Consider the following 15,846-nt stretch of genomic DNA (forward strand, 5'->3'; position numbering starts at 1 on the left):
AGGCCGGCTACCCGTCGTCGCCTTGGTAGGCCATTACCCCACCAACAAGCTGATAGGCCGCGGGCTCATCCTGCACCGCCGGAGCTTTACACCCAAGACCATGCGGTCCCAGGTCATATCCGGTATTAGACCCCGTTTCCAGGGCTTGTCCCAGAGTGCAGGGCAGATTGCCCACGTGTTACTCACCCGTTCGCCACTGATCCACCCCGAAGGGCTTCACCGTTCGACTTGCATGTGTTAAGCACGCCGCCAGCGTTCGTCCTGAGCCAGGATCAAACTCTCCGTGAATGCTTCATCCACGAGAGCGGCACGGCAACCACCGGAATAGGGCGGTCCCGCGCACTGCGTCCTCGCTAGTGTTATTTCAAAAGGAATCTCCAACCCCGAAACAAGTCCGAGGCCGGGGATGTCAACATATCTGGCGTTGACTTTTGGCACGCTGTTGAGTTCTCAAGGAACGGACGCTTCCTTCGAGCCGCCTTCCAGCGAGCCCTCCGGGCGCTTCGTTCTTTCGTGTTTCGAGCTTATCAGACGTTTTCCGTGCCGTTCCCGGCACTTCCTTCGTCCAACTTGCCGACGTCTTCTGTGGCTTGACGCCCCGTCCGACGTTTCAAACTCTAACCGATCCCCGCTCCGAAAAGCGAATCGGCCGCAATCCAATAAAACGCGCACACCACATAAGCACCGGGCCGCAACGCGAACACGCGAAAGCGACCCGGTCCGAACCGAGAAGTGTGTTTCAAAGGATTGGCCGCCCCGGGACCGTCCGCGCCGATGCGTGTCCGGTACTCCCTGTCGAGCGACTGGGAGACTCTATCCCTACTTCCGCGCCTGATCCAAACGCCCCGGCAGGTCAGCCCTTGGCCGCGGCCCGCCGAGCGCGGATCGCCGCCTGCCGTTCGTCGAACCGGGCCGCCTGGACGGCCAGACCGTCGAGCATCAGCCCCAGCTCCGTCTGGGCCTTCAGCCCGTCCGGCCCCAGTCCGCCGACCTCCATCACCTTGAGATTGCGCAGGACGGGCAGCAGCACGTCATCGAGGTGGACGCGGAGGTTGTACACGCCGTCGACGGCGATCCGAGCGGCGGCACGCTCGAAGCCGGGCATGCCGTGGCCCGGCATGCGGAAGTTCGTCACCACCTCATTGACGGCCTGCATCGCCTGGTCGGGGGCGAGTTCGAACGCGGCCCCGAGCAGGTTCCGGTAGAAGATCATGTGCAGGTTCTCGTCATTGGCGACCTGTGCCAGCATCCGGTCACAGACCGGGTCGCCCGAGGCGTGCCCGGTGTTGCGGTGCGAGATGCGGGTGGCCAGCTCTTGGAAGGCGACGTACGCGACCGTGTGGAGCGGCGAGTGCCGGTTGTCGGAGACGAAGCCGTTCTGCATGTGGGTCATGCGGGCGCGCTCCAGCTCCACCGGGTCGACGGCGCGGGAGGCGATGAGGTAGTCGCGCAAGACCATCGAGTGCCGGGCCTCCTCACTCGTCCACTGGTGCACCCACGTCCCCCAGGCCCCGTCCCGGCCGAACAGGGTCGCGATCTCGTGGTGGTAGCTCGGCAGGTTGTCCTCCGTCAACAGGTTCACCACCAGCGAGACCCGCCCGACCTCGGTCAGCGGCGACTGCTCGACCGCCCACGCCTCGCCACCGAGCGGCCCGTCGAAGTCCCGCCCCCGACTCCAGGGCACGTACTCGTGCGGCATCCACTCCTTGAAGACCCGCAGATGGCGGTTGAGCTCCCGCTCCACCACCTCCTCCAGGGCCTGCAGGAGTCGGGCATCGGTCCACCGGACGTGGGAGGAGGTGCTGCTCACGGTTCAACTCTCGATCGACGAACAAACCTACGGTTCCGTAGGTAACGCCACCGTAGGTTCACCACCTCGGCGCTGTCTGGGGCCCTTCGACCCCATTCGTCACAGCCAGGGCTCCCCGGCGCGTGGCGGATCCGGTGGAGGCCAGGCCCCCACCGGAGCCGCCGAACCCGTCGCTCGTCAGCCAAGCCTCAGCCCAGGACGCGCACGAACGGGCTGTCATTGCCGCAAGGCCCTGATCGGCAGCCACGGGCCGATCAGGTCGACCATCCGGCGGAGGAGTTGCCGCGCCCCGCCGGCACGTCCACTTCGCGGACGGCTCCGGCGCGTGCCCGTAGGCGGCGGAGCATCCGGGCGTCCTGGAAGCCGGCCGCGCGGGCGGCGGCCTCCGTGGTGGCGCCGTGCGCGATGAGGTGTTCGGCCCGCTCGACGCGCAGTTCCTGCTGGTAGCGCAGCGGGGTGCGTCCGGTGGCCTCGGTGAAGTGGCGGGTGAGGGTGCGTTCGCTGACGCCCGACGCGCCGGCCAGGTCGGCGAGGCTGAGCCGGGCGGTGAAGCGGGCGTCGATCAGGTCCTGCACCCGGTGGACGGCGTCGACCAGGTGGGCGCGGTGCCGGAGCATCACGCTGACCTGCCGCTCGTCGCCGTTGCGCCGCGCGTAGACGACCATCTCCCGCGCGATCCGGGCGGCCGCCGCCGGCCCGTGCCGGACGGCGACCAGGTGCAGGCTCAGGTCGATGCCGCTCGCGATGCCGGCCGAGGTCACCACCCGGTCGTCCACCACGTACAGCACGTCGCGCACCACGACCGTCCTCGGGTGGCGGCGGGCCAGTTCGTCCTGCAGGTCGTGGTGCGTGGTGCAGCGGCGCCCGTCCAGCAACCCCGCCCGGCCGAGCGCGTCCGCGCCCGCGCAGACGCTGGCGACCGTACCGCCGGCCGCATGGTGGGCGGCCAGCCGCTCCAGCGTCGCCGGGGAGAGGTCCCCGTGCGCCCGCAGCGTCGACGCCCGCCAACCGGGGACCACGACCAGGTCGTCCGGCGTGAGCCGCGGCCACTCGACGGAAGCCCGCAGCGTGATCCCCTGCGCCGTGGGGACGTCCTCCTGCTCGGCCACGTGGCCGACCGCGTAGCCGAGCCCGTGGTCGGCCGCCGTCGAGAACACCTGGGCGGGCCCGGCGAGGTCCAGCAGGTGCAACTGCGGGACCAGCAGGAAGACGACACGGGTCACGATCCGGTCAGCTCCTTCACGGTGGTGACGGTGGCGAAGCGGCCCGCCAGAGCGTACTCGGTACGGGCGATGATCTCCTCCGTGGGGAGCGTGCGCGGATCGGCGAGGATCTCGTCGAGGCTGCGACCGACGGGGGCGTCACGGTGCTCGATCGGATGGGTGGCGGTCGCGTCGACCACGAACGTGACCTCGTAGCCGAGGTCGGCCGCCACCCGGGTGGTGGTCTCGCAGCACTGTTCGGTGCGAATGCCGCTGACCACCAGTTCGCGGATCCCATGCTGGGTGAGCAGCTGCTGCAGATTGGTGGTGGTGAACGCGTTGTGCGAGGTCTTGGTGACGACGGGCTCGCCCTCCACCGGCTCCAGCCCCTCCATCAGGCGGACGTGGCCGAGGGCGGGGTCGAACACCGTCCCGGTGCCGGGCTCGGCGTGCAGGACCCAGACGACGAGGTCGCCCTTGGCCCGGGCGTACTCGACGAGCCGGGCGACCTGCCCGACGATCCCGGGGTCGGAGACGGCCGCCCAGTTCTCGCGGCGGCGGAAGGATTCCTGGACGTCGATGACAAGGAGTGCGTTGGTCATACCCCGATCCTCACCGCCCCGGGGTGCCCGGGCGAAGACCCCATCGGGCCTGGATGCGGAACGATCCGGTCAGGTTGCTCGGGGGGTGCGGCGCCGGGTGGCGACGTCGGCGTGGACGAGACCCCGAAGCGTTGGTGGTGGCCCTCAGGCCGTCGAACGGGCTGTGACCCTATCTGCGGCGGTGTTCTGCCAAGTCGTCGAGGAGCAGGTCCGCGACCACCTCCTCGACCACTGCGGTGCGCAGCTCCGCCATGGAGTCGACGAGTGCCCGGTCCCACGGTGCGGGCGTGAGGCGCCCCGGGTCGGGGCCGACGGGAACCCGGGGTACGGCGGCCCGGTAGTCGTCGGCCGACATCCGCCAGGGGACGGCTCCTGTCTTGGCCAGGACATGGGCCGCTATGCGGACCCCCTCTCCGTCGAAGTCGCCGTGGTAGTACAGGGTTGCGCCGTCGTCGGCGAGTCGGCGCAGCAGGTGGATCACGGCCGTGTTGGGCCACCCCGAGGTGCAGACCAGCGGCGGACAGTGGTGGCCGAATCGCCGTAGGGCCAGGGCGAGCACGCTGGGGTTCTCGGTGAGGTGCACGGGGCCTGCGGGGCCGGTGAAATCACCGGGTGCGCGCAGTTGGGCGAGGGTGAGGCTGACGGGGTGGCCGGCTCCGGCGCAGATCCGGGCGATCTCGGCGACCGGGCCCCCTCCCTGGGGGCGGAGACCGGCGGCGAGCACGCTGGAGGACAGTCCGTCGTCGGCCACGCCGGCTCGACTCCAGAGTGCGCGTCGCTGCTCGGCGGCGTCCGGCACGGCTGTCCCGTACAGCACCGCCAGTGCCCGCAGCACCAGGGAGGACAGCCGGGTGCCGTCGTCGAGGGCATGGGAGTCACCGTCGAGGAGGCGGGCAGCGAGGACCGGAAGCGGCTCGCCGTCGGCCGGGAGCGCGGCCAGGACGGTCAGCGCGGCGGTCAGCAGGCCCCGGGTACGGTCGGGTGAACCGTCGACGAGGCCGGTGGTCCGCAGGTGGCCGACCCAGTCCAGGAGAGCGGGCTGGGCGGTGACCACCTCGTGGCCGGCCAACCACTCCCACAGGGCGTCGCGTTGGCCGGTCCTGCGTTCGCGCTCGGCGGCCCGGTCGTGGATCGGTCCGAGGATCAGGGCCACCACGTCCCGGACGGGTCGGCCGCAGGCGTCCAGCACGGCGTGGTCGAGTCCCGCGAGGGGGATCGTCGGTTCGGTACCGGGGAGCCGGTCGAGTCCGAGGAGGTCGGCCAGTGCCTCCCGGCCCGCGTCGTCGAGCGGTCCGGACCGTACCCGGCTGACGGGGCGGCCGGTCGAGAGGCGGTCGTGGACGGCCGACCAGAGGGGTCGGAGCTCGGGGAGGTCGAGGGGGTGGCGGTCCGTCATGCCGGTTCTTCGGTGTCGGCTTCGTCGGGCAGCAGTTCGGTGCCCGTCCAGGTGAAGCGGGCGCTGGTGACGGCGTCGTCGCCGTCGCCGCCGGTGATCAGCTGGTGGACGGCGATGCCGGAGAGTTCCCGGTAGGTGCACCACTCGTGGTCGGAGGTGAGCACCAGGTCGAGGTCGAGTGCGGCGAGGAGGCCGAAGACCTGCCCGCGGTTGACGGTGTCGACGCCGACGAAGACCTCGTCCAGCAGGATCAGTCGCGGGGACTCCGGTACCGCCTCGTAGTGGGCGGCCACGGCGGCGAACAGCGGCAGGTGGAGGGCGATGGCCTTCTCGCCGCCCGAGAGCGCGCCGTGGAGCTTCTTGGTGAGCAGTTGCCACCCGGCGCCGTTGGCGCGGTCCAGCTTGACGACGAACTGGTGCCAGGCCGTGTAGTCGAGGACCTCGGCGAGCTGCTCCTCCCACGTCGCCGCCGTGTTGCGGGTCTTGGCCTCCTCGATGCGGCCCCGGAAGAAGGCGTGCAGGGCCTCGCGGTCGGCTTCGGTAATCCGGGCCGGGTCCTTGAGCAGCAGTTCACGGGCCGTCCGGGTGCCGGCGGGCAGGTCGGGGTGGATCTGCCACACCAGGCGGACGGCCACCCGTGAGGCGGTGCGGACCCGTTCGAGGTGGCCGTTCATCCGCTCGACGAGGTCACCGGCCTGGCGGATGCGGGAGGCGAGGTGGCGGCGGGTGTCGCCGGTGAGGGTGCGGTCGAAGAGGCTGCGCTCGGCGGTGGTGATGTCGTCCTGGCTGCGGTCACGGTCGCCGGTGAGGATGGCGAGGAGGCCGGTCGCGCCGATCCGGATGCCGTCGATGGTGGCGGTGAGGACGTGGACGTCCTCCTCGGCTTCGAGTTCGAGGTCGGCACGGTTGCTGAGGCTCTGGCGGGCGCGGTGCACGGCCTCGGAGAGTCGGTTCAGCGAGTCGCCGAGGTTCCTGGTGCCGTGCGGCAGGTCGGGCCACGCGGCGGCGGTCGAGCGTGCCGCCTCAAGGGTGGCGCGGGTGCCGTCCACGGCGGTGAGGACGAACCCGAGGCCCGCGTCCTCGGGGAACCCCAGGACGCACAGGCGCCGGAAGCCGTGGGCGGCCTCGTTCCGGACCAGCACGGCCTCATCGCGCCGGGCCGCGTCCTGGGCCGTGGTGGCGCCCAGCGCGCCGATCCGGCCTTCGAGGGCGAGGAGCGACCGGTCACTGGTGTCGATCTCGTGGCGGGTCCGGTCGAGCAGCTTTCGGAAGTCGCTGATCCGGGCGGCCACTTGGCGGTAGTCCTCGCCGACGGTGCTCTCGACGGCGCGGAGCGCGGATCGGATCCCGCGGGCGGCGGCCTCGGCGTCCTCGGCCTCGCCCAGGCTCTCGGCTGCCGCGCCCCGGGACGCCTCGGCGTGGCTGCGGGCGGTGTCCCAGGCCTGGTGGGCGGCCGTCCAGGCCAGGTGCACGTCGAGCCAGACGTCTGCCTGCTCGCGCAGCGCGTCGACCGCCGTGGCGGTCGCGTCCAGGGCGGCGCGTTCGGTCGGCAGGGCGTGCTCGGCCGAGGCGACGGCGAGTACGCGCAGCGCGTCCGCGACCGCCTCCTCCTGCCGCGCCAACCGTTCGACGGCCTCGCGCACGGCGTCCTCGCGGGCTCCCACCTCGGACTCGGAGCGTTCCCAGACCCGTTTGGCCTGCTCCACCTCCCGGTGGCGCGGCCGGGAGCCGAGGTCGGCACCGAGGCGCGTCCGGCGGTCGGCGAGGGCGCGCAGCCGCGTCTCGAAACCGGTGACGCCGGCCTCGGCCTCGGCCAGTTCGGCGGTGAGTTCCGCGATCCGTCGCTGCCTGGCGCGCTCCCGGGCCGCGGCGCCGATGTGGCTGGACTCTTCCTTGGTCCAGGAGCCGACCACCGTCGCCAGCCGCCAGCTTCCGTCGGCCGCCACGGCGGCGGGGTGGCCCGCCGGGAGCGCGGGGCCGTAGGCGATGCCGGCCAGCAGCCTCTCCACCCGGCCGGACGGCACCGGGCCGTCGGGTTCCGGAGCGAGGACGTCGAGCAGCGAGGGACCCGGTGCGGGAAGGGCCGATGCCGGATCGGCCAGGGTGTCGTGCCCGGCGACGGCGAGGCCTCCGTCGGGGGTCATCCAGGCGTCGAGCAGGCCGGCCGCTTCCAGGGCCGCTTCGATGCCCGCCCGGTCGGCAGGCGGCACGTCCGGCCGGAACACCAGCAGTCGCCACAGTGGCGCACCCGGCAGGACCGACCGGTCGGCGGTGCGGGTCCGCGGCGGCGCCGGCGGGAGATCCGCCGCGGCGGCGGTGCGCTCCAGGTCCCCGACGACCAGGTCACGCCGGGCGCGGGCGTCGTCCCGGCCCGCGCGGGCGGTCGTCTCGTCCGCGGTGATGGAGCTCTCCGCGGCGCGGGCGGCGGCTTCGACCAGCGCGAGGACGTCGGTCTCGACGGCGGCGCGGGAGGCGACTTCCTCGACGTCGTCGATCGACAGCTCGGTGCAGTCGGCCGTTGCCCACCGGCGCAGCCGGTCGGCGTGGGCGTCGACGGCCGTCTCGTAGGCGTGGGCGTTCCCCTCACGCTTGGCGGTCGCGCCGGCCAGCCGTTCGCGCGCCGTGTCGAGGTACTGCTCCGCCGCCGTCCGGTCCGCGAGGGAACGCTCATGACGCTCGACGGCGGTGCGGACCTCCGCGATCTGGCCGTGCCGCGAGACGACCGCGCCGCGCAGCAGGCGGCGTGCCGTGCGCCCTTGCTCCTGCGCGTCCCCGGACGGACCCGGTGCGGCGCCGAGCAGCGTCTGCACCTCGGCGCAGACGGACTCCATGGCTGCTCGCCGCGCCGCGCCGCGCGTCTCCTCCCGGGCCACGCGGGTGTGTTCGGCCCGTTGCTCCGAGCGCAGCCGTGCATCGTCGGCACGCCCGGCGTCCTCCTCGGCCGCCTGAACCTTCCGGTCGGCGGCGGCGCGGGCACGGGCGGCGGTCGCGGTGGCCTGGTCGGTCCTGCGACGGAGCTGGTCGAGTTCCTGCCCCTGCCGGTAGGCCTCGGAGTCGAGCAGTCCCTCGATGGTGCCCTCGATCTCCTGTCGCCGGTGTTCGAGTTCCTCCCGCGCCCCTCTGTCCTCATCGCGCCGGCGCAGGGCTTCGGCGTGCTCCTTCTCGCTCTCCCTGGCGACGCGGGTGAGGTTGTCCATCTCGGTCGTCGCGGAGATGAGCGCCGCCGCCCCGGCGCGCAGGATGCGCTGGGCGTAGCCGCGTTGCTGGGCCGCGACGGCGGTGGCCGCGGCCACCTCGTCGTCCAGGGACTTCAGGTGTTCGCGCTGGCGGTCGAGGCGCTCGAAGCCCTCGGCCAGTTCGGTGAGCTCGCCCTGGCCGAGCGGGGGCAGGGCCCGGGAGAGCAGGGAGGACAGCAGCGACGGATCGAGGCGCTCGGAGAGTTTGGGGGTGCGGAGCTGGAGCAGGGCGGTGATCAGGGCGTCGTAGCGTTGCTCGCTCAGTCCGGGGAAGAGCGTGCTGCGGACCGTGTTGCGGTAGTCGGCCGGTGATCCGTGCAGCTCGCCCCGGCCTTGCAGGGCTTCGGTCAGGGCGGCGCGGGTGAGCGGCTGGCCCGCGTCGTTGACCAGGGAGAGGCCGCCGGGGCGGTCGATCCGCGCGTCGGTGGTGAAGTGGTCGACGGTGACACCCGTGGTGTGCACGCTGGCCTGGAGCCTGGCGCCGCAGGTGAACCGGCCGGGAGCGCCGTCGCCACGGCCGAACTCCAGCCACACGTACCCGACGCGGGTCTTGCCCGAGGTGCCCTCGCCCATCAGGTTCCAGTGCATGGTGCGCTCGGAGCCGCCGAAGGTGGAGAGCCGGTTGGGGCGCAGGCTGGCGTCGAGCAGGAACGGCAGGAGCACCTCCAGGGCCTTGGACTTGCCGGTGCCGTTCTGTCCCCGCAGGAGCAGGCGGCCCTCGTGGAAGGTGAAGGTCTCGTCGTAGTAGCGCCAGACGTTGAGGATGCCCGCCCGGGAGGGCCGCCACCGTGTCGCCCCGGCCGACGTCCGTGACGTGGAGGGCTGCGGAAGTCGTGTCGCGGTCATCGGAAGTCTTTCCTGGTCAGGTCGCGGGGCCGTCGGCCACGCTGCTGCGGTACCGGAATGCCGCCGGCCGGGGTATCGTGCGGTCGCCGATCCGTCGGGCGAGACCGAAGTCGCCGAGGACACGGACGGCATCGGCCGTGAGGCGCTGGGCGCCGTCCTCCGACTGGTAGCTCTTCGCCCACTGCGGGAAGCGCCGCAGGAGTTCGGCCGCCTCGACGGCGAGCTGTTCCGGTGTCAGCCCGCCCGGAGCGGCGGTCAGCGGTTCCAGCAGGAGCAGGGCGGCGACCCGGGCCGTTGCGGAGTCGTCGGGGAAGCGGCTGTCGGTGGCGATCCCGTCCGGGTCGACGAGCAGCAGGCCGTCGGCCCGTTCCTCCAGCACGAAGCCGCCCTGCTCGGCGGCGCGCCGGACGATCTGGCGCCCGGTCGGCGAGGTGAGGTAGGCCAGTTCGTCGGCGCCCAGCTCGTCGTGGTGGACGACGGGATCGTCGAAGAGCCGTCGCAGCACCGAGTGCCGCAGCCGGAGGTTGCGCTGCGCGTCGGAGGCGTCCGCGCCGCCGTACCGGCTCTCGCGCACGGTGCCCCGCAGGAGTTCCTCGAACCGCAGCGGTACCTCCTCGGCCGCGGCGGCCAGTCGGGACGGTCCGACGGGCGCCGCGAGCAGGCGCATCACCACGGTGGCGTCCACTCGGTAGAGGACCTTGGCCTTCGCCGAGTCGACGAAGCTGTCCGTGACGCCGTCCACGGTGAGGAGCGCGCCGTAGGACTCCAGCAGTTTGAGGACATCGACGAAGGCCATCCGCTCGGGCTTGCTCGCCGTGTCGAAGGGCGGCAGCGCCTCGTCGGTGGCACAGGCCTGGACGACGCGGTCGGCGAGCAGGCCGACCGTCGTCACCGGGACCGGGAGCAGCTCGGCCGCGACGACGCACAGCAGGGTGTAGCGGCGGCGGTCGAACGGAGCCCTGCCGGACCGCAACCGACGGGCCGGGCGCGAGGCATCGGGGACGGTCCGGATCTTGAGCAGGCGCGCGTACCCGAGGCGCGGCTCCACCACCAGCTGCCAGCCGCAGTGGTAGTCGAACCACTTCGTCAGCGGGCCCTGCCGACGGCGGATCAGCTCGAAGGCCGGCGGGTCGCCGCGCTCGGTGATCAGCGGCCGGCCGAGCAGCAGTCTGATGGCCCGGGCGACGTCCTGCCGCTCGGCCAGGACCAGTTGGTTGGCGAGGGTGCTCATGCTCCGTCCTTTGCGGCGGACGACCGCGGGCCACTGGGTCTGCGGACCTCCACCAGGTAGTCGGGCGCCTCCAGCCTTCCCCGAGCGGTCCGCAGGACAGCTCGCCCGCTGTCGGGAGGCAGCCGGAGCACGATCTCGACCCGGCCGTCGGAGGTGACCGTCCGGCGCGTTCCGTCGGCGTCCGGTCGTACGGCCAGCGCCCGGCCGAGGAGGTCGAGCAGCCGCTCGAAGACGGCGTGGTCCAGCATGCCGAAGCCGGAGAGCCGGACCGGACCGTCGGTGCCCAAGACGTCCCAGGCCGCTTCGAGTTCCGCACGTTCCTTGCGGGCCCGCTCGGCCCGGGCCGCCTTGATCCCGCCGATGTCGCGCACCTTCCCGGTACGGGTGAACCGCTCGGTGCGGCCGCTGGTGCGCAGCAGGGCCGACACTTCCACCGGCGGGGCCTCGGCCCAGGTGCCCGATGACGGCGCCAACTCCGGGTCCGGGTGGGCGAGATGGGCATGACGGGCCGGGCCCAGGCCGAAAGCGGCCGACCAGAGGCGGTGCAGGTCGTCCTCGGTGGGCGCTGCGGCGAACCAGCGGGCCAGCTCCCGGAAGTCCTGGACGGCGCTGGAAGAACGGCGCCGCGACTCGGTGATCCGGTCGAGGACCTGAAGGAGCGTCACGATCGCACGGCGCGCCACGTCGTGCAGCTGCTCCACCCGGGGTCGCGCCCCGTCCACCGGCCGGAACCAGGCCTGCAGCCCCTCCCAGCGTGCCCGGCGCCGCTCCAGCCAGGCCGGCGCAGGATCGCCGTCCGCGACCGGCGGCAGCTCGGCGCCCCGCAGCGCCCGCTCGTGCAGCAGGCCCAGGCCGCGGTGCTCGACCCGCTCCACGGCGGAGGCGACCGTCTGTCCGCGCTGGTCGAGGTTGACGAGGAACTCCTGGAGATAGGCCACCGTCGCGGCCTTCACCTCCCGGAAGATCGCCAGGTCCGCGCCCTCGGCGCGCAGCAGGCGCTGCAACTCGCCGTTGAACGCCTTGGTGTTGGCCAGCAGCGCTTCCAGGTGGCCTTCCAGCTCCTGCAGCGTGCTGAACACCCGCCGGTCCGAGGACGTGCGGTCCCCCAGCAGCACGTACAGCTCGTCGAGCCGGTCCGTGATCGCCTCGAGCACCGCCGTCTGGAGCGCCCCCGTCGAGGCGAGCACGGACAGGGCGTGCTCGACCCCGGCGAACGCGGCCTCACCGCGCCGGGTGAGCGAGTACTGGAGGTTGCGGCGCTCGTACTCCTCCGCGGTGCGGTAGTTCTCCGCGTGGTTCTGGACGACATCCAGCAGCTGCCACTCCCTGAGCTTCCGCAGCGCCTCCTGGAGATCGTCGTCGTGCACCGCGTCGAGCCACCCGACCGTCCGCAGCCGGGCGCGGACGTCATCCAGCCCGAGCGCGGTCTCCAGCCGCTCGTTGGCTGCGCCGAAGGCCTGGAGGATCGCACCGTAGAGCTCGGCCTTCTCCCCCGTCGTGAACCGGAACATCTCCGGCGGCACCCTGCGCAACAGCTCCCCTCCCGTCCATCGGGCACCACACTACGCGGCCGTTCAGCAGAGCCGATCGGACCGCCTCCGGTCACCCGTGCCCGGCAGGAACTCGACCACCACCGGGCAGAACGCCCCCGAGGCCCTGGCGGGCAGGGCGCGCACGGCTGATGCGCCGTACCGGAGGAAAGCCCCGGCATCAACCGTGGCCGCGCCGCCGACGGTGCGTGGCACATGTGCTCAGCGGTAGCCGGCCAGCCCGTCGGCCAGTTCCCCCTCATCACCGTCGCGCCGTGCCTGGAGGGCCTGTTGGAGGGCGAAGGTGCCCCGGATCGCGGCGATCCGGGCGGCCGCGTCGCCGCCCTCCGCCCCGCCGCCGAGGGCGAGCACCCGGCCGAGCAGTTCCTCGCCGTAGCCGGCACCGATCGCAGCGAGGTCCTCGGCCTGATCGCCGAGGGTGACCTCGTCCCAGTCCACCACACCGCTGAGCCTCGGCAGGCCGTCGACGGTCTCCCACAACACGTTCTCCCCGCCGAGGTCGCCGTGGACCACGGCGGAGGTGAGGTGGGGCAGGCCGTCGAGGGCGGCGAGCTCCCGCGCGGCCCTGACCCGGCCGGGGTCGTGCATGAGCGCGAAGAGCTCCGCCCTGACCCCGTCGGAGAACTCCCGCCACTCCCCTCCGAGGGCGTGCGGAAGGACCGCGCGCGCCCGATCGTCGCCACCGGCCGCGGCCAACGCCGACAGCAGCGCGGCGTACTCGGCGGCGACCGCCTCCGCCGCCTCGGGGTCTTGAAGGACGTCCTCCGCCAAGGCCGCCCCGGGTACACGGGTGCACACCAGGTACGCCGGCTCGTCCGTGCCCGCGCAGCCTCCCTCCTCCAGCGGCTCGGGGGTACGGAAACCGAGGCCGAGCCCGGCGAGGGCGCGCAGGCGCGCCGCCCGGCCGGGAAGCCGCTCGGCCGCGGCCCGGGTGCGGGCGAAGCACACGACGCGCTCCGCCCCGATGACCACCTGGTGGACTGCCCTTGACGAACCGCCAGGCCGCGCGGATCCACGCCGGGCAGCAGCCTGCGGAGCAGGGCCGAATGCGTTTCGGGGAACTCCATGGCGCGTGAACTCTCTTTCGGCAAGCGCTGATCGGGAGGCCGCCCGACCGGGCGCCCCCAAGAGACCGTACGCTCCGCCACGGTTGCAGGCCGCCTACCGCGACCGCCGCGCCCGGTGGGCGGCGATCAGATCGCGGTACCAGGCGTAGGAGGCTCGCGGGGTGCGGCGCTGGGTGGGAAAGTCGACGTGGACCAGGCCGAAGCGTTGGTGGTAGGCCTCGGCCCGTCGAACGCCCTGTCGTTCCATTCGTGACGGCGGTCTGCCAGATCGGCAGCTGGAGAGCGACGGCCCGAGCGGCCGCCCCCGCTCCTCGGCGAGTTCGGCCGCGTCACCAGCGTCGGGATCGACGCCCTGTGACGCGGCCCCGCTCTCCACCCCGCCCGCGCCGGACACCTGCCGGCTTCGTGCCCCACCCCCTGGCCGGCCGGGGGGTGGGCACGAACAACCAACGGGTGCGGTCGCGGCTATCCGAGGCCGCGGGCATCCTGCTTCAGTGCGGTGTCCACGGTCAGCGCGGTCGCCACGACGAGGCTGAGCAGCGGGTCGGCGAGCGGGCGGTGGATCTGGAGCACGTAGTTGTCGGCCGTGGTGAACATCGTCTTCGCCAGGCCTTCCCAGGTCTTGGTGATCCGGGCGATCTCGGCGTCCGTCTCGTCGACGATGGAGAAGTTCCAGGCCCGCCAGTTCTCGGCCTTGACGGCGCCGACCTTCCGCCCGCCGACCTCCAGCGCAAAGTTGATCTTCCCAATGGCGTTCTGCTGAACGATCTGGCCGACTTCCTGGCCGTTCGGAAGCTGCACGACCACCCGCGACTTGATGAACTTCGCCGGGCGGGTCAGCAGCAGCACCGGGCTGCCGTGCGCGTCACGGATCTCCAGCTTGTGGGTCAGATACTGGTCGAGGGAGGTGAGCAGTCGTACCGCCTTGCGCAGACCGCTCTGGCCGACCTGGACCACCGAGCCCAGCGTGGCGCCCTGCTGGTCGAAGACGGCGTACTCGTTGGTCAGCTCGATCAGCTTGGCCTTCTGGTTCACCACAAGGACCGGCTCGGAGAACAGGGTGCCGCCGCCACCGGAGACCGGGCCGACACCCGCCTGCTGCTGTACCTGGCGCTGCACCTTGGCGGAGTCGCCGACCGGAGCGACCGGCTGCCCGGGGAAACCGGGAGTGTTCGTGTTCTGGGACATGGCGGGCAGGCTAGGCTCAATCCTCCCCGGATAGCCAGTTCGTTCGACCGCCGCGGTTTGTCCACGGACCACCCGTTCCGCCCGTGACCTGCAGCTTCTGCGGCTGCGAGCGCCAGTTGTCCGCCACCCGACGGCGGCGGCATGACCGACGTCACACCCGGGACGGCGGCTCGGGCCCGGCCGAGACACCTCAACCGCTGCGTGCGTCAGGCCCGGTGGGCCGCGATCGGGTCGCGGTACCAGGCACAGGAGGCCCCGGGGGTGCGGCGCTGCGTCTCGAAGTCGACGTGGACGAGGCCGAAGCGCCGGCGGCAGCCCTCGACCCGTCGAACGCCCTGCCATCCTGCGCAGGCCGGCACATCGTCAGCCCGGGGAGAACATCCGGGCACCGGTGGCCAGCAGTCAGGTGCGCCTGCTCGCACCGGTCGTGTCCATCCGACGGACCTCGTCGACGAGGCGGCCGCTCACCACAGGCCGGTGTACCCGCCTCGCCTATTGCAGGATGTTGATCGCGCGGGCGATCACCAGGGCACCAAGGATGAGGGAGGCCGCTGCCTCCACCATCATCAGCAGCTTCGCCCATGTCCTGACCGCGGAGACATCGGCCGGGCTGAACGCCGTGGCGGTCCAGAAGGCCAGCGACAGGTAGTCGGCGAACGTCGGCACCCAGTCGGCCGTCGCGTGGGCCGAGTGCTGCATCTCGGGAAAAACGAAGCTCGGGCTCGGCTGGAGCGGGTGGGCGCGGGCAGCCGCACCGCCTCGGTCGAGGTCCCAATACCACAGCGCGAAGGCGATCACGTTCGTGGCCCAGGTCACTCCCCCGGTGGCCAGCAGACCGGTGGCGTTGTCGGCGAACAGCTTGTTGTTGGTCAGGATGTCCACCACCAGGTGGACACCCGCATAGAGGTTGGCCGCGGTGATGAAGCCGATCATGACGTCGGTGACCACTCTGAGCCACCGCTTCTGCCGATCGATCCGCCCCGGGTCACCAAGGATCAGTGCCCCCAGCAGGGTGAGCATGACCACGGGAACCGTCCATGCGGGGTCCAGCCGGTACGCGGCGGGCAGCGCCACGTGGAGCATCGCGGCCGTGACGATCGCCAGTGCCACCGGCCACCAGCGCTCGCCCCGCGCGGCGGCCTGATCGAGTGTCGCCGACGGTGAACCCGCCGGCCCAGGGCTTGATCCCATGCCTCATTGTGCCGACGCCCGCCGCGTGGGCCTCGGACGGCACACCAACCCGGACGGGTGGACCAGGTGATCTTCACGGTCCTGCGGTCCTCCACAGGCCGCTGAGCCATCTGCCGGACAGGCCGCTCGAGCACCCGCCAGGACCCTGGCCACCGAGCCGGGCTGCTTCGGCACCACCGCCAACGCCGTCGCCTCGGGCTTCATCGCCACCGACATGGCCCGCCTCCTGGGGCTGGACCGTCGCGTTCCACCACGGACCCCGAAGGCCAACTACCGTACGTGGCAATTCCAGTGCGCCATGATCAGGTCGCGGTACCAGGCGTACGAGGCCTTGGGCGTGCGCTTCTGCGTCTCGAAGTCGACGTGGACAGGCCGAAGCGTTGGTGGTAGCCCTCGGCCCATCGAACAGACTGTCATTCTATCGGTCGACCATGAAGACCTCATTGTCTACGGTTCGGAGAGGTCAGCGCCTCTTTCGCAAACGAGCTGGCCGGTCGGCCGACCACGACCGAATGACACGGCCAGCA

9 protein-coding genes, 1 rRNA gene and 4 pseudogenes are annotated in these 15,846 nt (G+C 72.0%); all 14 read right to left on the reverse strand.

The features are described 5' to 3' along the window. Positions 1-288: ribosomal RNA gene (locus ACFVUH_RS22200) — 16S ribosomal RNA — on the reverse strand; the annotation flags it as partial. Positions 289-853: 565 nt separating this feature from the next. Continuing rightward, entirely contained in the window at positions 854-1,810 is a 957-nt protein-coding gene (locus ACFVUH_RS22205; RefSeq protein WP_355372056.1) for an acyl-ACP desaturase, read from the reverse strand. Positions 1,811-2,064: 254 nt separating this feature from the next. After that, positions 2,065-3,033: a GlxA family transcriptional regulator gene (locus tag ACFVUH_RS22210; protein ID WP_387915041.1), complete on the reverse strand. Its 969-nt coding sequence runs from the start codon at positions 3,031-3,033 to the stop codon at positions 2,065-2,067. Further along, positions 3,030-3,614, reverse strand: a complete 585-nt coding sequence (locus ACFVUH_RS22215; RefSeq protein WP_387915042.1) for a cysteine hydrolase family protein — start codon at positions 3,612-3,614, stop codon at positions 3,030-3,032. Before ACFVUH_RS22215 ends, ACFVUH_RS22210 begins: the two co-directional genes overlap by 4 nt. A gap of 169 nt (positions 3,615-3,783) precedes the next feature. Next, on the reverse strand, positions 3,784-5,010 hold the full coding sequence (locus ACFVUH_RS22220) for a TIGR02679 family protein (protein WP_387915043.1): 1,227 nt from the start codon (positions 5,008-5,010) through the stop codon (positions 3,784-3,786). Then, on the reverse strand, positions 5,007-9,092 hold the full coding sequence (locus ACFVUH_RS22225; RefSeq protein WP_387915044.1) for a TIGR02680 family protein: 4,086 nt from the start codon (positions 9,090-9,092) through the stop codon (positions 5,007-5,009). The genes ACFVUH_RS22220 and ACFVUH_RS22225 overlap by 4 nt, the downstream gene beginning before the upstream one ends. 16 nt (positions 9,093-9,108) lie before the next feature. Next, positions 9,109-10,323, reverse strand: coding sequence for a TIGR02678 family protein (locus ACFVUH_RS22230; protein WP_387915045.1), 1,215 nt, complete (start codon positions 10,321-10,323; stop codon positions 9,109-9,111). Then, positions 10,320-11,834 (reverse strand): TIGR02677 family protein, encoded by a 1,515-nt coding sequence (locus tag ACFVUH_RS22235; protein WP_387915046.1) that lies wholly within the window; start codon positions 11,832-11,834, stop codon positions 10,320-10,322. The genes ACFVUH_RS22230 and ACFVUH_RS22235 overlap by 4 nt, the downstream gene beginning before the upstream one ends. A 240-nt stretch (positions 11,835-12,074) precedes the next feature. Further along, positions 12,075-12,940, reverse strand: a pseudogene (gene vph / locus ACFVUH_RS22240) (viomycin phosphotransferase). A gap of 94 nt (positions 12,941-13,034) precedes the next feature. Next, positions 13,035-13,163: pseudogene (locus ACFVUH_RS22245) on the reverse strand (family 1 glycosylhydrolase); the annotation flags it as partial. Positions 13,164-13,405: 242 nt separating this feature from the next. Next, entirely contained in the window at positions 13,406-14,200 is a 795-nt protein-coding gene (locus ACFVUH_RS22250; protein WP_387915047.1) for a phospholipid scramblase-related protein, read from the reverse strand. A gap of 134 nt (positions 14,201-14,334) precedes the next feature. Next, positions 14,335-14,448, reverse strand: a pseudogene (locus ACFVUH_RS22255) (family 1 glycosylhydrolase); the annotation flags it as partial. A 172-nt stretch (positions 14,449-14,620) separates the two neighbouring features. Next, positions 14,621-15,238, reverse strand: coding sequence for a hypothetical protein (locus tag ACFVUH_RS22260; protein WP_387915048.1), 618 nt, complete (start codon positions 15,236-15,238; stop codon positions 14,621-14,623). 351 nt (positions 15,239-15,589) lie between these two features. Beyond that, positions 15,590-15,720, reverse strand: a pseudogene (locus ACFVUH_RS22265) (family 1 glycosylhydrolase); the annotation flags it as partial. Positions 15,721-15,846: the final 126 nt, after the last annotated feature.

Source organism: Kitasatospora sp. NPDC058032, from assembly GCF_042885845.1.
Lineage (GTDB): Bacteria > Actinomycetota > Actinomycetes > Streptomycetales > Streptomycetaceae > Kitasatospora.